Genomic DNA, 23599 nt, shown 5'->3' with positions numbered 1-23599 from the left:
GGATAAAATCGCTGACAATGTCCGCCATCATTTCACATCGGGGCTGAATTCCTCAGCCCTTGCGGGGGGCTCTATGTCAGCATCTTCATCCGAACTGTTTGTTTCCGCCGCTTGGCTTGCCGGACACCTTGACGATAGCGATATCACGCTCATTGATGCCCGCATGTTGCCGCCGGGCGAAACCACTCGCGATATTCATGCCGAATACCGTTCCGGGCATTTACCCGGCGCGGTCTTTTTTGATATTGAAACCTTATCCGACCATCGTACCAATCTGCCCCATATGATGCCCGCCAGCGAAGACTTTTCCCGCGCGATGAGCAAACTCGGCGTCAACGATCGGCAACATATCGTCATTTATGATGAAGGCAATCTATTTTCCGCCCCTCGCGCCTGGTGGATGCTGCATATCTGCGGCGTTAAGCGGATTTCAATTCTGAGCGGCGGATTGGCCGGCTGGAAACATCAAAACCTGCCGTTGGAACAGGGAAACGTCGAACGTCCGCCGCAGACTTTCTCCGCCCGGCTGGATACGACCGCCATCCGCCGGCGCGACGACGTGTTGGCGATAATCGGCAGCGCCTCCGCGCAGATTATTGACGCCCGTCCGGCGGCCCGTTTCAGCGGGGAAGTCGGCGAACCGCGTCCGGGCCTGCGCCGCGGCCATATTCCCGGCAGTCTCAACGTTCCCTGGAGCGATCTGGTCGCCGACGGCGCGCTGAAATCCAATGCCGAACTGGAAACGATCCTGCGTAGCTATGGCGTGGATCTAAACCGGCCGGTCGTCGCCAGCTGTGGTTCCGGCGTTACCGCCGCCGTAGTCGTTCTGGCATTGACGCTGCTGAGTGTGCGGGATGTCACGCTGTATGACGGCTCCTGGAGCGAATGGGGCGGGCGGGACGATCTTCCGATTACGCTGGATTAAACCGAATGAAGCATGCCGCGCGGTTGAAGTTACGGAGCGAGTAGATCCAGACTTAACGAACGGCATTAAAATGAAGCGTCGCGTTATTCACCGGTTGTCGCGAATATATCTGGAGCAACGAGCATGGATAATCGGCTAGCCCCTTTGATGCAGCACGGTCAGGATTTAACCCGCGCCGAATATCGCGTGCTGGCCTTTATTGCCGAACATTCATCAATGGTGGGGAAAATAACGGTTCGCGAACTGGCGCAGCAGACCTATGTGTCGACCGCGACCATTATGCGGCTATGTCAGAAAATCGGCTTTAGCGGATACAGTGAGTTTATCTATCACTGCAAACAGTTATTGACCGGCAGCCCGCGCGTTTCGCCGCCTTCAGCGCCGTTACCGGTTGCGCGTCATGTTCCGGCGGCCTTCCAGCGCTTTATCGATAATTATCAGCGCTCTTTTTCCTATATCAGCGCCGAGGATATGGCTTCGTTCAGCCGCATACTGCGCCATGAAAGCCATTTTTTTCTCTACGGCGCGGGATTTTCCCATCTTTTCGCCGAATATCTGGCCAAAAAACTACAAATTCTGGGTAAAGACGCATTCTCCTCCGGACTGGGAGACAGCAGAGGCATTTTCCTAAGCAATGCGCCGAAATATCAGGTGTTTATTGCAATATCGCGCAGCGGCGAAACCGAGCAGGTATTGGATAAGGCGCGCATCGCCAAAAATATCGGAATGACCGTCATTGCATTTACCCGCGCATCATTAAATACGCTGGGGGAATTAGCCGATCTGCATTTTCAACTGTATGACGATGCCGTGCATTATGCGGCGGAAGCGGGAGAGATCAGTTCGTTTGAATCCAATCTGGTGATGCTGATCGATCTCTTATTATTACAAGCCACAACGACGGACTGATAATCCGCCGCCGCGTCTATATTATTAAGCCCTTCCCGAACCTTTAAAATCGCGCAGAAAGCTGCCCCACTTACGCTCATAAAAAGGCGTGGTATGTTTCATCATATAATGGCTGACGCCCGGCTCGCCCTCCTTCACCAGACACAAATCGATAGGACGCTCATCGGATACGGTATCGCTGGCGACGCTGCCGGCGGCGCGAATAACTTCGTCCACATCATCGGTATCGACTTCCAGACCGATTAACAAATGGGGCTCCTGCTCTCCGGCTTCGTGAATCTGGGCCAAAAACGCCCGGCGGACATTGCGGTATTTAGTAAACAACTGCGTCAGCGAATCGATCATCTGTACCGGCATCTCGGCCGGCTGGCCAAGCAATACTTCGGTCTCTTCTTCAACCACCCGCTGCTGCACAAACCCATGACCTTCGCCGGAAAGCATATGTTCCACTTCCTGCGGCAGGAATTCTTTGCCATAGGGAAGATTCGGGTTGAGAAACAACGTAGCGCCCAGCGTCAATTCAAACAGCGAACGCGCAGGCAACGCTAAAAACGACTCTTCTCTAGCGATCGCCTGTTGCAACGCTTCCAGCGAAGAGAAAAAAGGAATGGCTGAAGAACCATCGGCTTTTTCCCAGTGTTGAATTTGGACGTTACTCCCCGCATGCAAAACTTTCTTCTCTCCCTCAGCGGGGTCGTCAGTCTGCCCGAGTATAAATACCGTGGCGTCCATCAGTTCCTTGAAAAACTCCGGCCGGTGCGCCGGCTCAGTGGCCGCCAGCACCAGAATCTCTTCCAGTTTGTTTTGCGGTGAAAAATCCATATCGATCCTCAACCCATCGTTGACATTAAAAACCGGGCGTCAACCCGGTTTCGTTTATCGGTACGTTCCGTGAACGCAATACCGCTCGCCGACGTCTGAACTACTTGGATTTGCTCAGCAGCAAATTCGCCAGCGTCCGCACGCCCAGCCCGGTAGCGCCGGTCGCCCACTGTTCCACCGCGCCTTTACGATAGGTGGCGGAGCAGTCAATATGCAGCCAGCCTTGCTGATAATTCTTCACAAAATGCGACAGAAACGCCGCCGCCGTGCTGGCGCCCGCACTATGGGCCGCGCCGGCGACATTGTTTAAATCCGCAAAGTTTGAAGGCAAATGGCTGCGGTGAAACTCCTCCAGCGGCAAACGCCAGAACGGTTCGCTTTCCTGTTTGGCGCTTTGCTGCAACTCGGCGACCAGAGCGTCGTCAAAGCTGAACAAGGCGTGGTAATCGTTACCCAGCGCCGTCTTAGCCGCGCCGGTCAGGGTCGCGCAGTCAACGATCAGTTGCGGATTCTGCTCGGAAGCGTCGATCAGGCCGTCAGCCAAAACCAGACGCCCTTCCGCATCGGTATTCATAACTTCAACGCTCTTGCCGTTGCGATAGCGGATAATATCGCCCAGTTTGAATGCATTGCCGCTGACCATATTATCGGCGCAGCACAGGTACATCTTAACCCGCTGTTTCAACCCGCGGGCGATGGCCAGCGCCAGCGCGCCGGTCACCGTCGCCGCCCCGCCCATATCCGACTTCATCGAATCCATAAAGCTGCTGGGCTTCAGGCTGTAACCGCCGGTGTCAAAAGTGATGCCTTTGCCGACCAGGCAGGCGAACACCGGCGCATCCGGGTTACCCGTCGGGTTATAATCCAGCGCCAGCAGCACCGGAGAACGATCGGATCCACGGCCCACGGTATGAATACCGGCATAGTTCTGTTCGCGCAGATCGTCGCCTTTGGTGATCCGGTAGCTGATGGCTTCGCCCGCGACATCGCACAGCAGATCGATCGCTCTGGTCGCCAACTGCTCCGGCCCCAGATCTTCCGCCGGCAGATTGATCGTATCGCGTACCCAGTCTACGATCTTGAGGCGATCGTCCAGCTCTTTCCTGTCGGCGTCGTTCAGTTCGGCCCATTCAACCGTTCGTTTCCCTTTCGGCCCGCGGAATCCCTGCCAGAACGCCCAGCTATTTTCCAGATCCCAGCCCTCGCCGGACAATTCGACATGTTTGATGCCTTGTCCGTCTATTTTACGCGCCGCTCGTTGGATGGTCGCTAACGGCGACGTCCCGTTCAGGTGGATAGTAAATCCCTTATCGTTCGCGCTTAACGGCGCTTTCTCTCCCCAGCGCGCATCAGCGGGTTGATTGGAGAGTGATACCAGCATAGCTTCGCTTGTCATAATTCTGCTCCAGATTGTTCTTTATACCCTTCATCTTTCAAGTTGCAGGTGCGTTGACTGCCCTCATTCACCCAGTCACTTAGTTATCTAAGCTCCTGGGGATTCACTCGCTTGCCGCCTTCCTGCAACTCGAAATCTATTGGGTATAGACTACCTTTGCGCCATCGCACAAAAATAACGGGCCGCCGTCAGGCAGCCCGCGTGGTCAATTAATCCGCTTCATCTAACCAAACCAGCAGGATCGCTTCCAGAATTTTTTCATTGGAGGCATCGGGAAGGTCGTCAAACTCTTCCAGGCCGCAAATCCATTGGTGCATATCTGTAAAGCGGACGGTTTTCGGATCGACATCAGGATATTGATCGTAAAGCGCTTCGCCAATCGCGCGACTGTCCGTCCATTTCAATCCCATAGCCACTCCTGTCTGTTAGTGTTCACGAGCATGATTAATCGTGTAGCGGGGGATTTCAACGACCAAATCTTCATTCGCCACACGCGCCTGACACCCTAACCGGCTTTCAGGCTCAAGCCCCCACGCCTTATCCAGCATGTCATCTTCGTCTTCCGTGCTTTCCGCTAAAGAATCAAAGCCTTCTCTAACAATACAATGACAGGTGGTGCAAGCGCAGGATTTTTCACAGGCATGCTCAATTTCAACGCCGTTGCGCAGGGCCACATCCAAAATAGTTTCCCCGCGTTCCGCTTCCAAAACTACCCCTTCAGGACACAAATCCTGATGAGGCAGAAAGACAATCTTAGGCATGTTTAAACCTCGTCCACAGAGTGTCCCGCCAACGCGCGGCGAATAGAAGCATCCATTCGACGGGCGGCAAACTCCTGGGTTTGTTGATCGACTATTTTTATTGCGGCCTCAATCGCCGGCGCGTCCGTTCCCGACATCATCTGCCGTAAATGTTCGGACGCGGCAATGATTGCGGCCTTTTCATCGGCGGCCAGCAAATCGGCATCGGCGGCTAACGCGCTTTGCAAGCTCTCCAATACGCGGGCCGCCTCAACCTTTTGCTCGGCCAGCATCCGGGCGCTCACATCTCCCTGCGCGTTCAGCATGGAATCCTTAATCATGGCCGCAATTTCCGTATCGCTCAGCCCATAAGACGGCTTGACCTGAATGGAGGCTTCCACGCCCGTCGATTTCTCCATGGCCGTTACGCTCAACAGACCATCGGCGTCGACCTGAAAGGTAACGCGAATATGCGCGCCGCCGGCGGGTAACGGCGGCAAACCACGCAGCGTGAAGCGCCCAAGCGAACGACAATCCTGAACCAGCTCTCGTTCACCCTGTAAAACATGGATCATCATCCCGCTCTGTCCGTCTTTGAAGGTGGTGAACTCCTGCGCTCTGGCGACCGGGATCGTGGTGTTGCGCGGTATGATCTTCTCCACCAGGCCGCCCATCGTTTCCAGTCCCAGCGAAAGCGGAATGACGTCCAGCAGCAGCATTTCACTGTCCGGCTTGTTGCCCACCAGAATGTCGGCCTGAATGGCGGCGCCGATCGCCACCACTTTATCGGGATCGATGGACGTCAGCGGGATTCGGCCAAAAAGTTCGCCGACCTGCTCGCGAACCAGCGGCACGCGGGTCGAACCGCCGACCATCACCACTTCCCGCACTTCATCCGGCGTCACGCCCGCATCCTTCAGGGTACGACGGCAGGACAACAGCGTACGCTTAACCAACGGGGCGATCAGCGCGTTAAACTGCGCGCGCGTAACGTCGCCTTGCCAACCCGCCACGTCAACGCGAACCGATTCCGCTGCGCTTAACGCAATCTTGGCCTGAATGGCGGTCTCACGCAGCGCATGCTGCAACTGGTGATCGTCACGGGAGGCGATGCCCGCCCGCTCGCGCAGCCACTCCACCAACAGGTTGTCGAAATCATCGCCGCCCAGCGCCGAATCGCCGCCGGTCGCCAGGACTTCAAACACGCCGCGGCTCAGACGCAGAACGGAGATATCAAAGGTTCCGCCGCCCAAATCATAAACGGCTATTACGCCTTCTTTACCGGAATCCAACCCGTAGGCGATGGCGGCGGCGGTAGGTTCATTAAGCAGGCGTAAAACATGCAGCCCGGCTAAACGGGCGGCGTCTTTGGTGCCCTGACGCTGCGCATCGTCAAAATAGGCGGGAACGGTGATCACCACGCCGTCCGGCGCGCCGTCTAACGCTTCCTGCGCGCGCTGCGCCAGCGCGGACAAAATATCCGCCGAAACCTGAATCGGATTCTTGCTCCCCGCCGAAGTTTGTATTAACGGCAGACCGTTATCGCTGATCTGGTATTGATAGGGAAGATGAGGATAACGCTGGCGGATATCCGCCAGAGAGCGTCCCATCATGCGTTTTACCGAACTGACGGTATTGGCGGGATCGCCGGACGCCTTTTCGCGGGCGGCCCAACCGACCTCATGCCCTTCGGCATGATAGTAGACAACGGACGGCAGGAGATCCCGTCCCTCGCCGTCCGTCAGGGTTTGCGCCTCGCCGCTGCGCACGGTGGCAACCAGGGAATTGGTGGTGCCTAAATCAATGCCGACGGCCAGACGCCGCTTATGCGGCGCCGCACTGAGGCCCGGCTCGCTAATTTGTAATAAGGCCATATTGAGCTTCCATCAATTGGCCGGCGGGAAAAATACGCGCCGTGGTTAACACAGCCCCTTCCCTACCGAATTAAAAACCTACCTATCCAGCAATTGTTCTTCGAGTTGTTCAACCTGCTGCTGGAGCTTGTCTAAAAAACGCAGCTTACGCACGGTATCCGCGGCGTCTTCCCACGCTTCCCGATCCAGTTCGTCACGCATTTGCCCGCTGCGTTTAACCAGCATAGCCTGCACCCGGCCGGCGAATTCAGCCAGCGCCGCTTCGGCATCGGAGCGATGCTCAATGGCATCCAACTCTTCGCGTAGTTCGAGCTGCTCCATCAGAAACGCGGTATCACGCAACGTGTGCTGTTCGTTACTTAAATCGAAACCGTGCAAAGATAGCATATACTCCGCGCGTTTCAGCGGATGTTTCAACGCCTGATAAGCATTATTGATTGTCGCGGCCTGCTGCAATGCCAGCATTCGGTCTCTTTCCGGGCTAGCAGCAAAACGATCGGGGTGAAACTGCCGTTGCAGTTCCTGAAAGCGGGAGGCAAGCAGGCCGCCATCCACATCATAGCGAATCGGCAGCCCGAACAAAGTAAAGTAATCCATAGCGCGCTCTGAGGGTTCTGGGTAATCGCCGTCATTTGCCGCCGTTTCTCCCGGCCGCTAGCCGGAAGAAACAGCAATGCCCGATCATCACCCAGGGAAGTGATTAAACATTAAAGCTTTCGCCGCAACCGCATTCGCTGGCAACGTTAGGGTTATTGAACTTAAAGCCTTCGTTTAGCCCTTCTTTGACGAAATCCAACTCCGTGCCGTCAAGATAAACCAGGCTTTTACCGTCAATAATGACCTTAACGCCTTTATCTTCGAACACTACGTCATCCGCATTCACGGCATCGACAAATTCCAGCACATAGGCCATACCGGAACAGCCGGACGTCCGCACGCCAAGGCGCAGACCAATGCCTTTGCCGCGGTTAGCCAGAAAGGCGCTTACTCGTTGCGCAGCGCTGTCGCTCAGGGAAATCGACATACAATACCCCCAGTAAGCTACTTGGCTTCACGTTTACTTTTATAGTCCGCAATCGCGGCTTTGATGGCATCTTCCGCCAGAATAGAGCAGTGGATTTTCACCGGCGGCAGCTCAAGCTCTTCCGCGATCTGCGTATTTTTAATCGCCTCGGCTTCGTTAAGCGATTTACCTTTCACCCACTCGGTAACCAACGAACTGGACGCAATAGCGGAGCCGCAGCCATAAGTCTTAAAGCGCGCATCTTCAATGATGCCCTCATCATTGACTTTGATTTGCAGCTTCATAACGTCTCCGCAGGCCGGCGCGCCAACCATACCGCTGCCGATGCTCGGATCGGCATTGTCGAACGATCCTACATTGCGCGGGTTTTCATAGTGATCAATTACTTTTTCGCTGTAAGCCATAATCGTCGTCCTCTATCCTGCGAATTAATGATGCGCCCATTCGATGCTGCTGATATCCACGCCCTGCTTGAACATTTCCCACAGAGGAGAAAGTTCGCGCAGGCGGCCGATAGATTTACGCACCAGTTCAATGGCGTAGTCGATCTCTTCTTCGGTGGTAAAACGCCCCAAAGAGAAACGGATCGAACTGTGCGCCAGCTCATCGTTCATACCCAGCGCACGTAATACGTAGGAAGGTTCCAGACTGGCTGAGGTGCAGGCGGAACCGGACGACACGGCCAGATCCTTCAGCGCCATGATCAGCGATTCGCCTTCAACATAGTTAAAGCTGACGTTAAGGATGTTGGGCGCGACTTGTTCAAGATCGCCGTTCAAATAGACTTCTTCGATATCTTTGATGCCGTTCCACAGACGATCGCGCAGCGCACGCTGATGAGCGATATCAGCGTCCATCTCTTCTTTAGCGATGCGATACGCTTCGCCCATGCCGACGATCTGGTGTACCGGCAATGTGCCGGAACGCATGCCGCGTTCATGGCCGCCGCCGTGCATCTGCGCTTCAATGCGAATACGGGGTTTACGGCGAACGTACAGCGCGCCGATCCCTTTCGGCCCATACATCTTATGGCCGGAGAAAGACATCAGATCCACTTTTAACTGACTCAGGTCGATAGGCAGTCTGCCCACGCTTTGGGTCGCATCGACATGGAACACGATGCCGCGGCTACGGCACATTTCGCCGATCGTCGCAATATCCTGCACCACGCCGATTTCATTATTCACGTGCATGATGGAAACCAGAATGGTGTCGTCACGCATTGCGGCTTCCAGCGTTTTCAGATCGATAACGCCATTACGCTGCGGCGCCAGATAGGTGACTTCAAACCCTTCGCGCTCCAACTGACGGCAGGTATCCAGCACGGCTTTATGTTCCGTTTTGCTGGTGATGATGTGCTTGCCTTTCTTCTGATAGAAGTTAGCGGCGCCTTTAATCGCCAGGTTATCCGCCTCCGTCGCACCAGAAGTAAATACAATCTCTCGCGGATCCGCGCCCACCAATTCTGCAATCTGATTACGGGCGATATCGACGGCTTCCTCCGCCTGCCAGCCAAAACGGTGGGAGCGAGAGGCCGGGTTGCCGAAAGTACCGTCCAGGGTCAAAAACTGCATCATTTTTTCAGCCACTCGCGGATCAACCGGCGTGGTGGCTGAATAGTCCAGATAAATCGGTAACTTCATTGCTCATAAACTCCGTACATCACATCAAAACGTGCAAAGCGTCTTGTTTATAACGGGCTATTGCGCCCGTATATTTTCTTCGAGCCAACGCGATGCGTTGTTAAAAATTCTTTTCGGAAATTATTACGACGGGCCGCCGCTGCGCGGCGTTTATAATCATTCCCGATTTTTATCGACGGGCTACCCTGCCCGTCGTTGCGCGGCGTTTAAAATACGCGGCGCGTTATATCAGGCGCGCAGATTAACGTTAATCGTATCCTGCAGGCGCCCGTTGGCGGCGCGGCGCGTATCCGTTTCCTGACGATCCGCAACGTCCTGTACTTCTTTGTTATTGACCAACTCATCCAACGTAATGTTGTTCAGAAAGTCTGTGATTCGATCGCTCAGATCGCGCCATAGCGTATGCGTCAAACAACGCTCGCCGCCCTGACAGGTTTCGCGCCCCTGGCAACGCGTTGCGTCCACTGATTCGTCTACGGCGGAAATCACGGTGCCGACGGCAATCTCGCTGGCATGTTTACCCAGCAGATAACCGCCGCCAGGGCCGCGCACGCTGGCAACCAGCCCGTTTTTACGCAAACGCGAGAATAATTGCTCCAGATAAGAGAGCGAAATGCCCTGGCGTTCCGAGATATCCGCCAGCGGAACCGGGCCTTCTTTGGAATGCAGCGCCACATCAAGCATGGCGGTAACGGCATAACGGCCTTTAGATGTCAGTCTCATGATAGTGGTACCTGTAGATGAAACATGTATTATAAAAACATGTATTGGCGAAACAGAATCCGAGTCTGACATTCCCGAGTGTTTTAGTCAACTATTTAACCCAGTAATTCACTCAAGTATTGTTCAACCGCCGTTAGCCGTTATTTTTCTGAATCGAACTCAAAATACCGCGCAGAATATTCAACTCCTGACTTTCCGGCCGAGCCCGGGTAAACAGCCGGCGTAGCTTATTCATCACTTGCCCTTGATGGGCCTGCCGAATAAAACCCGTTTGTTGCAACGTCTGCTCCAGATGCTGGTAAAAACGCTCCAGATCGTCCACCAGCGGGTAAGGCGTTTCGCCATGCTCTTCCTCGCCTGCCTGCAAGCGATCCAGATGAGCGACGCGCACTTCGTACGCCAGGATCTGTACGGCCATCGCCAGATTGAGTGAGCTATACTCCGGATTGGCGGGGATGGCAACATGATAATGGCACTTCTGTAATTCATCGTTGGTCAACCCTACGCGCTCCCGGCCAAAAACCAGGGCGACGGGGGCATGTTCCGCTTCCTGCGCGCTGCGAACGCCGCATTCGCGCGGCTCCAGCATCGGCCAGGGTAAAGTGCGTGAACGCGCGCTGGTGCCGATGACCAGGCTGCATCCTTCAAGAGCCTGATCGAGCGTCTCCACCAGGGTGGCGTTGCCGATCACATCGCTGGCTCCGGCGGATAAGGCTATCGCTTGTGAATCAGGTTTTACCAGCGGATTAACCAGATAGAGTTTACTTAACCCCATAGTTTTCATCGCCCTGGCGACCGATCCCATATTGCCGGTGTGGGACGTTTCAACCAGAACAACGCGAATATTGTGTAACATGCGGACTCGATAATACGAAGAGGAAATCGGAAGATTCTAACACAAACTTAGATATTTTCATTTTCCCCTGCTATAATACGCGCCGCTTTCTGTTCTTTAACATTCTAGTGGACGATACCATGCATCCGATGCTCAATATCGCTATACGCGCTGCGCGTAAAGGCGGTAATTTAATTGCTAAGAATTACGAAACTCCCGACGCCGTAGAAGCCAGTCAAAAAGGCAATAATGACTTTGTCACCAACGTTGACCGGGATGCCGAACGCCTAATCGTTGAAGTCATCCGTAAATCTTATCCGCAGCACACCATCATTGGCGAAGAGTGCGGTGAGCTGATAGGCGAAGATAAAGATGTGCAATGGGTAATCGATCCACTGGATGGCACCACCAATTTTATCAAACGCCTGCCGCACTTCGCGGTATCCATCGCGGTCCGCATCAAAGGCCGTACTGAAGTCGCCGTTGTTTACGATCCCATGCGCAATGAACTATTCACCGCCACCCGCGGCCAGGGCGCGCAGTTGAACGGTTATCGTCTGCGCAGCAGCAACGCCCGCGATCTGGATGGCACGGTGCTGGCTACCGGTTTCCCGTTCAAAGCCAAACAGCACGCTAAAAACTACATCAAAATCATCGAAGCGCTGTTTACCCAGTGCGCGGATTTTCGCCGCACGGGTTCCGCCGCGCTGGATCTGGCCTATGTCGCCGCCGGCCGCGTTGACGGATTCTTTGAGATCGGCCTGAAACCTTGGGATTTTGCCGGCGGCGAACTGCTGGTTCGTGAAGCCGGCGGTATCGTTACCGATTTCACCGGCGGCCACAATTACCTCTCTTCCGGTAATCTGGTCGCAGGTAATCCGCGCGTCGTCAAATCCATACTGGCGGCCATCCGCGACGAATTAAGCGACGCGTTGAAGCGCTGATACCTTTCCCCGCTCCCCGGAATGCATCATGCCAGCCTCGCGCTGGCATGCTTTTTTTAGTTATTTCTGCTCCGTTTGCTCTTCCATCCGCACGATAATTCCGCGAACATATGATAATGGTTATTAAAATCATTGCTCTTCAATAACTGGCGACATTAGGATAATGACAATGCACAAGGAAATACTGTGTGGTCTTTTGCTGACCACCGCGCTAACCCTCCCCTTCACCAGCCACGCCACGCAATATCCGCTTGCCGTTACCGATATGGCCGGACAAAAAATCGAAATCGGACAGGAGCCCAAGCGCATCGTTCTGCAGGATGGCCGCGATATCATGTCGCTGGCGCTGCTCGACAGAGATAACCCGTTTCAGCGTCTGGTTGCCTGGAATAACCAGCCGAGAAAATCGGATAAAGCGACCTGGGCGCTGATGAAGGATAAATGGCCGGAAGCCGACGCTATTATGGATATGGGCCTTGGCGACATGGGAGAAGTTGAGCTGGAAAGCGTGCTGTCAAAACAACCGGACCTGATGATCGCCCAGTTGCGCTCTAAACCGACCCTGGCGGGCAACGGCGTTATCGACAAGCTGAAAGCGCTTAACATCCCGGTGGTATTCGTGGATTATGAGGTTAACCCTGTCCAAAACACCGCCCCCAGTATTGATCTGCTGGGAAAAGTGTTAAACAAGGAAGAGAATGCCAAAGCCTACACCGATTTTTATCGCCAGCACCTCGCGGCGATACAGAAACAGACGGCGGCGCTGCCGGCCAAGGCTAACGTCTTTGTCGAAGCCTGGGCCGGGCGTTCGGACTCCTGCTGCTTCAGCCACGCCCATAACGGCTGGGGCGGGCTGGTGGAAGCGGTCGGGGCGCGGAATATCGGCTCCGATTTGCTGCCCGGCGCTAACGGGTATGTCTCATTAGAGAAACTCATCAGCATGAAACCCGATGTTTACGTCATGACCGGCGCCAAACGGGGTAATAACAGCGGCGGCGGCAGCGTTAATCCGTTGCCGTTTGGTCTCGGCGCCGACGAAAAAAGCATTGATGAGCAGGCCGGCGTATTGCTAAATCGCACCGGGGTTAACCAAATTCCGGCCGTTAGGCAAAAACGGGCATACGGAATCTATCACCAGTTCTATAATAACCCGTTCAATATTATTGGCATGGAATATCTGGCAAAAGCGATTTATCCGCAGCAATTTTCTGCGCTCGACCCGGATGAGAACTACCGTTATGTCATGCGTCATTTCACTGCTTTGCCCGGCAGCGATTTCATCTATTTTTGGAAACCGTCTGAGTAAGCGTTTATGAGCGTAACAACTGACTCGAAGATAGCCGACACGACTCGCGCAGCCGAAACGCTTTCCGGAAACGGCCTTTCCGGAAATAATGTGATGAGCAGCTATCGCCATATAATTCGCCGCCGGGTGACCGCCATCACGCTGTTGATTGCGGCAATCATCGGCTCTTTATTGCTGGATTTCACCATGGGTCCATCGGGACTGACGCTCGACGTGTTGTGGCAAACCCTGATGCATCCCGCCAGCGCCGATGCGGGCACCAGGGTGATCGTCTGGGATATTCGTCTGCCTTATGCCCTGATGGCGATAGCCGTCGGACTTTCACTCGGTCTGGCCGGCGCCGAGATGCAAACCATTCTGAATAACCCGCTGGCCAGCCCTTTTACGCTCGGGGTATCGTCCGCCGCCGCGTTTGGGGCCGCTCTCGCCATCGTGCTGGGTATCGGCATTCCCGGCATTCCGGCGCAGTGGTTCATCTCCGCCAACGCGTTTCTTTTCGCCCTGCTGGCCGCGCTGTTGCTGGACGGCATCACGCGCTGGACGCAGGTCGCCACGTCCGGCGTCGTGCTGTTTGGCATCGCGCTGGTGTTTACCTTTAACGCGCTGGTTTCCATGCTGCAGTTCATTGCGAACGAAGATACGCTGCAAGGATTGGTTTTCTGGACCATGGGCAGCCTGGCGCGGGCATCCTGGGAGAAACTGGGCATTCTGTTGCTTATTCTGGCTGCCGTGATGCCGCTATCGCTGATGAGCTCCTGGAAACTTACCGCATTGCGGCTGGGTGAAGATCGCGCCGTCAGCTTTGGCATTAACGTCCGGCGTCTGCGCCTGGCGACGCTGCTGCGCATCAGTATTCTCTCCGCGGTGTCGGTCGCCTTTGTCGGCCCCATCGGTTTTATCGGCCTGGTCGCGCCCCATATCGCCCGTCTGATATTCGGCGAAGATCACCGTTTCTATCTGCCCGCCAGCGCGCTGTTCGGAGCGCTGGTGCTGTCGCTCGCTTCCGTTGCTTCGAAAAATATGATCCCCGGCGTGATTATTCCCGTCGGGATCGTCACCTCGCTGGTTGGCGTACCGTTCTTTCTCAGCATCATTCTGCGCCATCGGGGGAGTGTATGAGCCAGCAAGGATTACACATTTCTCATTTCCGCACCGGCTATCCAAAACGGCAGGTAATTCGCGATCTGTCCGTACCTTTACTACCACGCGGCAAGATCACCGTCCTGCTTGGTCCCAACGGTAGCGGCAAGTCTACGCTGTTGCGGGCCATGGCCGGGCTGAACCACTCTGAGGGCGAACTGTGGCTGGATGACAGTAATCTGATGCAACTGCCGTTCGCCAAACGGGCGGAAAAAGTGGTTTACCTGCCGCAGTCGCTGCCGGCGGGCGTGCACCTGCACGTGCTCGAATCCATTATCGTCGCCCAACGGGCATCCGGCGGCCGCCATAACGCCGAAAGCCAGGCTGAAGTGATGACGCTGTTGAAACAGCTGGGTATTGAGCATCTGGCGTTAAGCTATCTCGATCAGCTTTCCGGCGGGCAAAAACAGCTGGTCGGGCTGGCGCAGTCGTTAATTCGCCAGCCTTCGCTGTTATTGCTGGATGAACCCCTGAGCGCGCTGGATTTGAACTATCAGTTTCATGTCATGGATCTGGTACGCAGAGAGACGCGCAAACGGGACATTATCACGGTGGTCGTGGTGCACGATATCAACATTGCGCTACGCCATGGCGATCACGCGCTGATGCTGCAAAACGGTAATTTGATCGCGGATGGCGCCCCCGCCGATGTGATCAGTCCGGCGAGTTTGGCGACGGTCTATGGCGTGAAAGGCCGAATTGAACGCTGTTCGCAGGGCATTCCGCAGGTGATTATCGACGGCCTGGTGAACGAACCGGATAGTTAATCGCAGGGATACCGGCGGCAAGCGGCGGCCGGTATCCTGATATCAACCGGAGAAAGGACGAATGCCGCCCATCATCGCCGGCTGTGCGCTCAAATACAGTAGAATGCCGCTGCCGAGCAAGATAAGCCCTCCGGCCAACGACAACAGCGATCCGGCAACGCGCCGCCAGATCGATGGCGTACTCTTACCGCCCAACCGTTCGATCATCCGGCGGCAGTAAAATACCAGCAGCGCCAGCGTAGAAATGGTGAGCGCCGTTCCTAATGCCATCACCAGCGCAGAGGCGATCCCCCAAAGAAATACGCCTATTACTTTAGAAAACAGCAATACCAGTATCGCCCCGGAGCAGGGTCGCAATCCCATGGACAAAACGATCATCAAGCGCGTGCGCCAGTTGCCGTCCTGATTAAGCTCCTCCTGACTGGGAAGATGGCGATGGCCGCATCCACACCCGTTATGTTGACGGAGATCAGCGTGATGCCCGCTGTTGATCGCGCTAACGCCAACAGGAATTTTGAATTTTGCATCATGCTGGCCGATCGGCGTTAAACGCAGAATGGCGACAGGTTTCGCTCTGCGACGAACAGTGGCCGATAACCGTTGCAGCGCCCGGCAGCAGAGTAGCGCTCCCAGCACGGCGATCAGGATAAAGCTCCCCTTCTCCATCCAGAAGCTGCTGTTGTGTAATGTCCGGCTGGATAGCTGCAAAACGCCCAGCACGATCGTAACCAGCAGCACAGCCATTCCCCCCTGAACCAGCGATGCGGCGCAGGTCAGTTTAAGACTGCTTTTCAACTTCGAGGGATGAGTGGCAAGGTAGGTCATAATGACCACTTTGCCATGTCCGGGGCCGATGGCGTGCAATACGCCATAAACCAGGCTAAACGCCATCAGGCCCAGCCCGGCGCGATGCGGTTCTGCCGCAACCATCTGCAACAAGCGCGACATCTGCTGGTGCAGCGACTTCTGCCAGACGGCGCTTTGCAATACGATCTGCGGCCAATAGGCAATCACCCAATGTAAAGCCAGCACCAGCAGAAGTAAAAACAGCCACAGCGGCCACAACCCGATCAATCGGCCGACGGATGATTTTTGACTCACGGCATCGCTTATATTCAATGACATTGCAACGTCACCTGCTGGGCAAACTGCTTGCCAAGTTCCATATCCTCATCCGGCGCATCGGCTTTATCCAGAGACAGCGCGTAAGACTGTAAATCAGTATCAGGCTTTGGCGTCATCAGCGTGGTTTTACAACGCGAGGCTAACGCGGGAGCCAGTTTTATCGCTTTATCATTCTCATAGGACATATCGACAAAATAGGTTGGGTCATAGGTGGAGATCAGCAGCGGCTTCCCCGCCAATGACTGCGGATGGGCCAGCGGCAATACAAACTCCAGCACGGCCTGATTACCTTTGCGGGAAAGACGATACTCCGTCGGCATCGGCGCATACTTCACCGGTTTATCATCCCGATAAATATCGGTGAAATAGTGCTGGCCCAACACATTCGCCATTACTTCCGCAGCCAGTTTCTTCCATATTTCGGAATTTTTTTCCGCGTTGCCGGCATCGTAAAGCAGATCGGCCGACGTGATGGGATCCATGGTCCACTGCATGCGCAAACCGGTAATCTGTTCGTTCTGGCTTTCGACGGTCGTTTGCATATCAATAAAGCTATGCGGATGGGCGAAAACCGGCTGGCCGCTAACCGCTATGCCCGCCGTCAACAGCATGATACGTCTGCACCAGCGAATCAAAACATTAAAATATAGCATTCACTCCCCACGCATTTCAGGCAGCCCGCCGGCTGACGGAAGGACGCACAAACAGCGCCGGAACGGCCAGCATCGCCATTACCCAAAAGGTTCCGCTCTGTAAATGTTCGAACAGAAAGCCGGAAACCACCGTCATCACCGCAATGCTTCCGCCCATCGCCAAGGCTGAATAAACGGCTTGCAAACGTAAGACTTCGCCATCGTTGCGGGCCGCAATAAAGCGCATCGCCGCCAGATGACAAACGGTGAAGGTTCCGCAGTGCAATATCTGTATCACAATCAACCAGGGAAGCGCCACCGTAGACCCCATCAGCGCCCATCGCACTACCCCGCAAACGGCGGAAAGCAGTAATAGATTTCCGGCGTTCCAGCGCCGGAATAAACGCTGGCTAAAGGTAAAAATGATGATTTCCGCCACCACGCCCAACGACCAGAGATAACCGATAATCGCCGCGGAATATCCCGCGTTCTGCCAATAAATTACGCTGAAACCGTAATATGCCGCATGCGCCCCTTGCAGCAAGGACACACACAGCAGGAAACGCCATACCGACGGCTCCCGAAATAGCGTTTTCCAGGGCGTTACGGCCGCAGACCGCGCTGCGGGTTCGGCCGCTTCCGGCATCACGCTGGGTCGGAACAACATGCCCAGAAGCATGGCAATCAGCCCGGCGCTCAGGATCGCCAGAATCGCCGGATGCCCCCAGACGGCCACCAGTTCGCCGGTTGCGGCGGAACCGATGACAAAAGCGATCGATCCCCAGACCCGAACCTTGCCATAATCCATGACGATTTGCCGTTGCCAGATTGCCGCCAAGGCATCCGTCAATGGCACCAACGGAGCAAAAAATAGATTAAAGCCGATCATCACCAGCATGAGCCACAGCCAGGCATTGCCTAACCAAAAGCCGACAGATAACGCCAGCGTCAGCAGCCCTAATATCCGCAAGGCCAGAATCAGTTTCGATGGATCCTTCACGCTGGGCGTAATCGCCAGGCTGCCGACGCAACGGGCTACCAGACCAACCCCCAGCAATAGTCCGATGGATTCGGCGGACAATCCCTCGCCTTTCAACCAGCCGCCCCAGAACGGCAGAAAAACGCCATAACAAAAAAAGTAAGTGAAGTAGCTTAACGCCAGCCAACGTGTTGATCGCAATACCATGGGTTCTCCCTCTCTGGCTGGCTACTCTGTCAGAGAGCGGCGATCGACGCAATGCCAAAAAAACCGCCGGGCGCGATTTTCAACGCTGCGTAGCGGCGATCCGCAAGGTGAAGGAAAGGAATATAGCTCATCATAAAAAACGCCGGCATATGGCCGGCGTTTTAAGCGACTCCCCGAACAGCAGCAATCAGGGGAAGATCTATGGATTATGCGTAAACCGGGAAGCGGGCGCAGATATCCAGAACTTTCTGCTTAGTACGTTCAATAACGGCTTCGTCATTGATGTTATCCAGCACGTCGCAGATCCAGCCGGCCAGTTCGCGAACTTCAGCTTCTTTAAAGCCGCGGCGGGTCGCCGCAGGCGTACCGATACGCACGCCGGAAGTAACGAACGGGCTCTTGGGATCGTTTGGCACGCTGTTTTTGTTAACCGTGATATTGGCGCGGCCCAACGCGGCATCTGCCTCTTTACCCGTGATATTCTTGTTCACTAAATCCAGTAAAAACAGGTGGTTGCTCGTTCCGCCGGAAACCACGTTATAGCCGCGGGACAGGAACACTTCAACCATCGCTTTGGCGTTTTTCGCTACCTGCTGTTGATAAGTTTTGAATTCAGGCTCCATCGCTTCTTTCAGCGCGACGGCTTTACCCGCGATAACGTGCATCAGCGGGCCGCCCTGTCCGCCCGGGAAGACGGCGGAATTCAGTTTCTTGTACAGCTCTTCGTCGCCGCCTTTCGCCAGAATCAAACCGCCGCGCGGACCTGCCAGCGTTTTGTGCGTCGTCGTCGTCACGATATGGGCATGCGGGATCGGGGACGGATAAACGTCCGCCGCAATCAGACCGGCGACGTGCGCCATATCGACAAACAGATAAGCGCCGATGCTATCCGCGATTTCGCGCATTTTCGCCCAATCCACCACGCCGGAATAGGCGGAGAAACCGCCAACAATCATTTTGGGTTTATGGGTACGGGCCAGCTCCGCCATCTCGTCGTAATCGATCTTGCCGCTTTCGTCGATACCGTAAGGGATGACATTGTAAAGTTTACCGGACAGGTTTACCGGAGAGCCGTGAGTCAGGTGACCGCCGTGCGCCAGATTCATACCCAGAATGGTATCGCCCGGCTGCAACAGTGCGGTATAAACTGCAAAGTTAGCCTGAGAACCAGAGTGCGGCTGAACATTAGCGTAATCTGCGCCGAACAGCGCCTTAGCGCGATCGATGGCCAGTTGTTCAACCACATCGACGTATTCGCAACCGCCGTAGTAACGTTTTCCCGGATAACCTTCAGCATATTTGTTAGTTAGCTGAGAACCCTGCGCCTGCATAACGCGCGGACTGGTATAGTTTTCCGATGCAATCAGTTCAATATGCTCTTCCTGACGCACGACTTCTTGCTGCATTGCTTGCCACAGCTCGGCATCATAATCGGCAATGTTCATTTCACGCTTTAACATCCGCATCTCCTGACTCAGCTAACTTAAATAGATTAAAAAATAATCACCCGTTCGGGCACTGGCCTATAGTGTAAACCGTTTCTCCCTAATGAAGATAGGTCTTGACATAGGTTTTTACGCAAACGATTAGCTACAGACGGCGCAAGGGCTGAGAAGGTTTTCCCCATTGAAGGGAAAGCGGAGTTTTCTTCATTTTCAACCTATTTTTTCTTCATGATGATACGGCAACCGCAGTACAAACTAAGCCGTCTACGATGTAGATCACAGATTAATAAGCTTCAGTCTCGCCGTGACGGCGATAAAAGACGCCGATCAAAAAACAGCCGGCGTTAATGAGAAGCGAACTTCATTTTAACTTAATAATAACGCCATATTTTTAAGGAATTTAGACATCATCCTTAACAAATTTAGGTGCATAATAAACGCCCTCAGCCTGTTAACGACAGTTAGCCCTGTAAAACCTTTAGCGGCGTGTAGAACACATAAAAAGTGCTTTTGATTCTTGTAACTAAGGATATGTCTTATCATGTTAAAACGTTTTTCTGGTGGTATGGCCTTCGCAATATTATTTTCCTCACCCTGGTTACTGGCACACGCCGCATCATCCGCCGCCGCGCAAAATACAAAACAACAAAGCGCTATCGAAACATTAGCCAGCATTAAGCTAGAAGATAAAACCACCCTGACGGGCCGCGTAACACACCGTGAAATTCACCTGCCCGCAATCATCATTATCCGCGATCAGCAGGGCCAACGCAGACAGGCGCAAACCGATGAAGAAGGGAAATATCATATTGATGTGTCAGGATTATCATCACCGCTGCGCCTTTTGGCCATCGAATCCGGCGGCACCAATTGCCAGCTCGACAATGTTCCTCGGGCGATTTGCCTGAATGCGCTGGCTCCTACGCTGCAATCCGGCGATGATAATATTATCAATATCAATCCGTTGACCGACCGTATCGTCTCTGACGTTGCCGTCGCCGCGGGTTATATCGGCCCGCAGCAGTTGACTGACGACGCGACGCCGCCAAAGCTGGATAACGCCGCCTTGAAAAAGGCGTATGCCGCTTTCCACACGGGATTTAATTCAGCATTGAAACAGGCCGGCGTTGCCGCGCCCGCGCGTTTCGATCCGCTGACCTACCCCGCCGTCCAGCAAGACACCGTCAGCAAAATTATCAATGTGATTAACCACAATCGTGATTATGACAATAACACCGGCTATTCGGGACATACCGTGCTGACCGACAGCGTTTTTCGGCCAATCGCGGGCCTATACGGACAAGGCGCCTATGAACCTCTGGATTATCAATTTGCCCGCCAGCATCTGGATGCGATCCAGAAAGCGCAGACCCGGATTTTCCTGGTGGGAGACGCTACCGCGGCGACTTATGAAAAGGCCCGCTTGCCGCGTATGGGATGGGGTCAAGTGTTTGAACAGCAGTTCCGTAGCGATAGCGGAGTAAAAGTCGTTAATGGTTCCCGCGCCGGGCGCGGTTCACGCGATTATTTCTACGAAGGCTGGTTTCGCCAGATGCAGCCGCTGATGAAAGCGGGCGATTTCCTTTTCATCCAAATGGGTCACAATGACCAGAATTGCGATAGCGCCAGACCAGAACGCGGCGCGGCCGATGTCGCCAACTTATGCACGTATCCCAATGACGCGGCGGGAAAAACGCAGTCCCCTCCGGGTAAGTCCGACATGTCGTTTCAGACCTCGCTGGAACGCTATATTAATTTCGCCCGCCAGCATCAGTTAACGCCGGTATTGCTCACACCGACGACCCGAGTCCGTACAGCCGACGGCAAAATCGGCACGCCCGTCGTGCATAATCACTTTACGACGCAGAATGCCGAAGGCGGATACGCGTTCGTTGGCGACTACAGCCAAACCATTAAAAATACCGCCGCAGCCAATAAGGTCATTCTACTGGACATAGAACCGGCGACGATCGCGCTGGCTAATCAGGGAAATAGCAATCATTGGAAGCAGTACTGGCTGGCGGCCGATCCGGCGCATTACCCTTTCTACCGTAATCAGATCGGCAGTGCGGCTAAACCGGATCCCACGAACTTCCAGAAAAAAGGCGCCGTCGCCGTTTCAGGAATTATCGCGGAGGCGATCCGCAAGACGCCGGAGTTAAAAACGTTGGCGGACAAACTTATCGGCAGTGGCAAGAAATAATCCCAAGCATCCATTATTCATGCATCTTGCTGATTAGATAAGGAAAGCGGCGATAATCATAAAGTTTTAACCTCCCGCCGGTCATGCCCGCGCTAGCGGACGCCTCCGGCGGCGGCCAACTACCGGCAAAAGCAGATCCCCGCCCACTGATGCGGGGATGGCGGAATTGGGGCTCAGTCAGATCGCTTCTTCATCTTCTTCACCGGTACGGATACGTACGACGCGGGCGACATCAAAGACGAAGATTTTGCCGTCACCGATTTTACCGGTCTGCGCCGTATGCATGATGGTTTCCACGCAGGTATCGACAATATCATCGCCCACAATGATCTCAATTTTCACCTTGGGCAGAAAGTCGACCATATACTCAGCGCCACGATAAAGCTCGGTATGGCCTTTCTGACGGCCAAACCCTTTCACTTCCGTTACCGTCATCCCGGTGATGCCCACTTCAGCTAACGCCTCACGAACATCGTCCAGTTTGAACGGCTTAATAATCGCATCAATTTTTTTCATCGAAGAACCTTAGTAACACCTATATTGCGGCCAAAGCCGGGCATCAGCAAAAACAAAAAGATTGTCAGAATCCAAACCTACAATCTATTAGCACTATTCTTTAAAATCGTTGGCGTCCAGTTCATGACGCCCCAGCAGTTTATAAAATTCCGTCCGGTTACGCCCCGCCATACGCGCCGCCTGAGTGACATTGCCTTTGGCTATCTGTAACAGTTTACGCAGGTAGTTCAATTCGAACTGATGGCGGGCCTCGACAAACGTCGGTAACGCGGTATTTTCACCTTCCAGCGCCTGTATGACCAACGCTTCGCCGATCACCGGGGCGCTGGTCAGCGCAACGCACTGTTCAATCACATTAACCAGTTGCCGGACATTACCCGGCCAGCTTGCCGTCATCAACCGCTTCATGGCATCCGTTGAGAAAGATCGCACAAAGGGCTTATGCCTGGCGGCCGACTCACGCAGCAGATGATTGGCCAATAGCGGGATGTCCTCCGCCCGTTCGTGCAGAGCGGGCAGCTTCATATTGACGACGTTCAGCCGATAATAGAGATCTTCGCGGAATTCGCCTTTTTCCATGGCTTTAGGCAAATCACGATGGGTGGCGGAGATAATCCGCACATCAATATCCAGATCGCGGTTGCTGCCCAGCGGGCGTACTTTACGCTCCTGTAAAACCCGCAGCAGTTTGACCTGTAAAGAAATCGGCATATCGCCAATCTCATCCAAAAACAGCGTGCCGCCTTCAGCCGCCTGAAAAAGCCCTTCCCGGCTGCTGACCGCGCCGGTGAATGCGCCTTTAGCGTGACCGAATAATTCCGATTCCAACAGCGGCTCTGGCAGCGCGCCGCAGTTGATGGCGATAAACGCTTTTTTCGCCCGCGGGCTGGCGGCATGAATCGCCTGGGCCAACACCTCTTTCCCGGTACCGCTCTGGCCATTAATCAACACGCTGACATCCGACTGAGCGACCATCTTGGCCTGCTCCAACAGGCGCAGCATCAACGGGCTGCGGGTTACAATGGTTTCACGCCAGCCTTCATCCCCGACCGGCGCGGATAAAGCCAGGGCTTCATCAATGGCCTTGTATAAGGCGTCGCGATCGACCGGTTTAGTCAGGAAACTGAACACCCCTTGCTGGGTTGCCGCCACCGCGTCAGGAATAGAACCATGGGCCGTCAGAATAATAACGGGCATTCCCGGTTGATAGCGCTGTATTTCAGAAAAGAGCGCCATACCGTCCATCTCATCCATGCGGAGATCGCTAATCACCAGATCGAACTGCTCTTTGGCTAGCAGGCGCAACGCTTCCTGACCGCTTTCCGCCGTCATTACGCTGAAACCTTCGCTGGTCAGACGCATCCCTAATAGCTTTAACAGGCTGGGGTCGTCGTCCACCAGTAACAAATTCGCCGCTTTCCGGGCTGTCATTGGTTTTTCGGCT

General features: G+C 54.5%; 24 protein-coding genes. 7 read left to right on the top strand and 17 right to left on the bottom strand.

Annotation, left to right across the window (positions count from 1 at the left end; all coding sequences use genetic code 11):
• The first annotated feature begins 73 nt into the window (after window positions 1-73).
• Window positions 74-925 (top strand): 3-mercaptopyruvate sulfurtransferase, encoded by an 852-nt coding sequence (gene sseA, locus HC231_RS06020; RefSeq protein WP_208230158.1) that lies wholly within the window; start codon window positions 74-76, stop codon window positions 923-925.
• A gap of 123 nt (window positions 926-1048) precedes the next feature.
• On the top strand, window positions 1049-1834 hold the full coding sequence (locus HC231_RS06015) for a MurR/RpiR family transcriptional regulator (RefSeq protein WP_208230157.1): 786 nt from the start codon (window positions 1049-1051) through the stop codon (window positions 1832-1834).
• 24 nt (window positions 1835-1858) lie between these two features.
• Here the strand turns inward: HC231_RS06015 and sseB are convergent, their stop codons facing one another.
• The 11 genes from sseB to trmJ form a co-directional block, all read right to left on the bottom strand.
• Window positions 1859-2656: an enhanced serine sensitivity protein SseB gene (gene sseB / locus HC231_RS06010; RefSeq protein WP_208230156.1), complete on the bottom strand. Its 798-nt coding sequence runs from the start codon at window positions 2654-2656 to the stop codon at window positions 1859-1861.
• A 100-nt stretch (window positions 2657-2756) separates the two neighbouring features.
• Window positions 2757-4052, bottom strand: coding sequence for an aminopeptidase PepB (gene pepB, locus HC231_RS06005; RefSeq protein WP_208230155.1), 1296 nt, complete (start codon window positions 4050-4052; stop codon window positions 2757-2759).
• Window positions 4053-4261: 209 nt separating this feature from the next.
• A complete protein-coding gene (gene iscX, locus HC231_RS06000) occupies window positions 4262-4462 on the bottom strand; it encodes a Fe-S cluster assembly protein IscX (protein WP_208230154.1) in 201 nt (66 codons plus the stop codon).
• Window positions 4463-4477: 15 nt separating this feature from the next.
• Window positions 4478-4813 carry an ISC system 2Fe-2S type ferredoxin gene (gene fdx, locus HC231_RS05995; protein WP_208230153.1) on the bottom strand — a complete coding sequence of 112 codons (336 nt, stop codon included), beginning with the start codon at window positions 4811-4813 and terminating at the stop codon, window positions 4478-4480.
• 2 nt (window positions 4814-4815) lie between these two features.
• Window positions 4816-6666, bottom strand: a complete 1851-nt coding sequence (gene hscA / locus HC231_RS05990) for a Fe-S protein assembly chaperone HscA (protein ID WP_208230152.1) — start codon at window positions 6664-6666, stop codon at window positions 4816-4818.
• Window positions 6667-6744: 78 nt separating this feature from the next.
• Window positions 6745-7263 (bottom strand): co-chaperone HscB, encoded by a 519-nt coding sequence (gene hscB / locus HC231_RS05985; protein WP_208230151.1) that lies wholly within the window; start codon window positions 7261-7263, stop codon window positions 6745-6747.
• Window positions 7264-7366: 103 nt separating this feature from the next.
• Window positions 7367-7690: an iron-sulfur cluster assembly protein IscA gene (gene iscA / locus HC231_RS05980; protein ID WP_208230150.1), complete on the bottom strand. Its 324-nt coding sequence runs from the start codon at window positions 7688-7690 to the stop codon at window positions 7367-7369.
• A 17-nt stretch (window positions 7691-7707) separates the two neighbouring features.
• Window positions 7708-8094, bottom strand: coding sequence for a Fe-S cluster assembly scaffold IscU (gene iscU / locus HC231_RS05975; RefSeq protein ID WP_172291599.1), 387 nt, complete (start codon window positions 8092-8094; stop codon window positions 7708-7710).
• Window positions 8095-8118: 24 nt separating this feature from the next.
• Window positions 8119-9333: an IscS subfamily cysteine desulfurase gene (locus HC231_RS05970; protein WP_208230149.1), complete on the bottom strand. Its 1215-nt coding sequence runs from the start codon at window positions 9331-9333 to the stop codon at window positions 8119-8121.
• Between the two features lie 228 nt (window positions 9334-9561).
• Complete coding sequence (gene iscR, locus HC231_RS05965; RefSeq protein WP_208230148.1) at window positions 9562-10056, bottom strand: Fe-S cluster assembly transcriptional regulator IscR; 495 nt, start codon at window positions 10054-10056, stop codon at window positions 9562-9564.
• Window positions 10057-10189: 133 nt separating this feature from the next.
• On the bottom strand, window positions 10190-10912 hold the full coding sequence (trmJ, locus tag HC231_RS05960) for a tRNA (cytosine(32)/uridine(32)-2'-O)-methyltransferase TrmJ (RefSeq protein ID WP_208230147.1): 723 nt from the start codon (window positions 10910-10912) through the stop codon (window positions 10190-10192).
• 119 nt (window positions 10913-11031) lie between these two features.
• On the opposite strand from trmJ, the gene suhB reads away from it, so the two are divergent.
• From suhB to HC231_RS05940, 4 genes are all read left to right on the top strand, one after another.
• Window positions 11032-11835, top strand: coding sequence for an inositol-1-monophosphatase (gene suhB, locus HC231_RS05955; protein ID WP_208230146.1), 804 nt, complete (start codon window positions 11032-11034; stop codon window positions 11833-11835).
• A gap of 169 nt (window positions 11836-12004) precedes the next feature.
• Window positions 12005-13141 (top strand): ABC transporter substrate-binding protein, encoded by a 1137-nt coding sequence (locus HC231_RS05950; RefSeq protein ID WP_208230145.1) that lies wholly within the window; start codon window positions 12005-12007, stop codon window positions 13139-13141.
• Window positions 13142-13147: 6 nt separating this feature from the next.
• Window positions 13148-14260 (top strand): FecCD family ABC transporter permease, encoded by a 1113-nt coding sequence (locus tag HC231_RS05945; protein WP_208230144.1) that lies wholly within the window; start codon window positions 13148-13150, stop codon window positions 14258-14260.
• On the top strand, window positions 14257-15048 hold the full coding sequence (locus tag HC231_RS05940) for an ABC transporter ATP-binding protein (protein ID WP_208230143.1): 792 nt from the start codon (window positions 14257-14259) through the stop codon (window positions 15046-15048). Before HC231_RS05945 ends, HC231_RS05940 begins: the two co-directional genes overlap by 4 nt.
• A 42-nt stretch (window positions 15049-15090) precedes the next feature.
• On the opposite strand, the gene HC231_RS05935 is transcribed toward HC231_RS05940, so the two are convergent.
• From HC231_RS05935 to glyA, 4 genes are all read right to left on the bottom strand, one after another.
• Window positions 15091-16173 (bottom strand): nickel/cobalt transporter, encoded by a 1083-nt coding sequence (locus HC231_RS05935; RefSeq protein WP_208230142.1) that lies wholly within the window; start codon window positions 16171-16173, stop codon window positions 15091-15093.
• Window positions 16164-16826 carry a DUF1007 family protein gene (locus HC231_RS05930; protein WP_208230141.1) on the bottom strand — a complete coding sequence of 221 codons (663 nt, stop codon included), beginning with the start codon at window positions 16824-16826 and terminating at the stop codon, window positions 16164-16166. The genes HC231_RS05935 and HC231_RS05930 overlap by 10 nt, the downstream gene beginning before the upstream one ends.
• A gap of 16 nt (window positions 16827-16842) precedes the next feature.
• Complete coding sequence (locus tag HC231_RS05925) at window positions 16843-17991, bottom strand: 3-phenylpropionate MFS transporter (protein WP_208230140.1); 1149 nt, start codon at window positions 17989-17991, stop codon at window positions 16843-16845.
• Between the two features lie 206 nt (window positions 17992-18197).
• On the bottom strand, window positions 18198-19451 hold the full coding sequence (gene glyA, locus HC231_RS05920; RefSeq protein ID WP_208230139.1) for a serine hydroxymethyltransferase: 1254 nt from the start codon (window positions 19449-19451) through the stop codon (window positions 18198-18200).
• A 526-nt stretch (window positions 19452-19977) separates the two neighbouring features.
• Between glyA and paeY the strand changes: the two genes are divergently transcribed.
• Window positions 19978-21639, top strand: a complete 1662-nt coding sequence (gene paeY / locus HC231_RS05915; protein ID WP_208230138.1) for a pectin acetylesterase PaeY — start codon at window positions 19978-19980, stop codon at window positions 21637-21639.
• Window positions 21640-21816: 177 nt separating this feature from the next.
• Here the strand turns inward: paeY and glnB are convergent, their stop codons facing one another.
• Entirely contained in the window at window positions 21817-22155 is a 339-nt protein-coding gene (gene glnB / locus HC231_RS05910; RefSeq protein WP_048637865.1) for a nitrogen regulatory protein P-II, read from the bottom strand.
• 93 nt (window positions 22156-22248) lie between these two features.
• On the bottom strand, window positions 22249-23586 hold the full coding sequence (gene glrR / locus HC231_RS05905) for a two-component system response regulator GlrR (protein ID WP_208230137.1): 1338 nt from the start codon (window positions 23584-23586) through the stop codon (window positions 22249-22251).
• Between the last annotated feature and the right edge of the window lie 13 nt (window positions 23587-23599).

It is taken from the genome of Brenneria izadpanahii (genome assembly GCF_017569925.1).
GTDB classification, from domain to species: Bacteria; Pseudomonadota; Gammaproteobacteria; order Enterobacterales; family Enterobacteriaceae; genus Brenneria; species Brenneria izadpanahii.
Note: the sequence above shows the minus strand (reverse complement) of the source record. Positions and strands in the feature narration are given on the sequence as shown.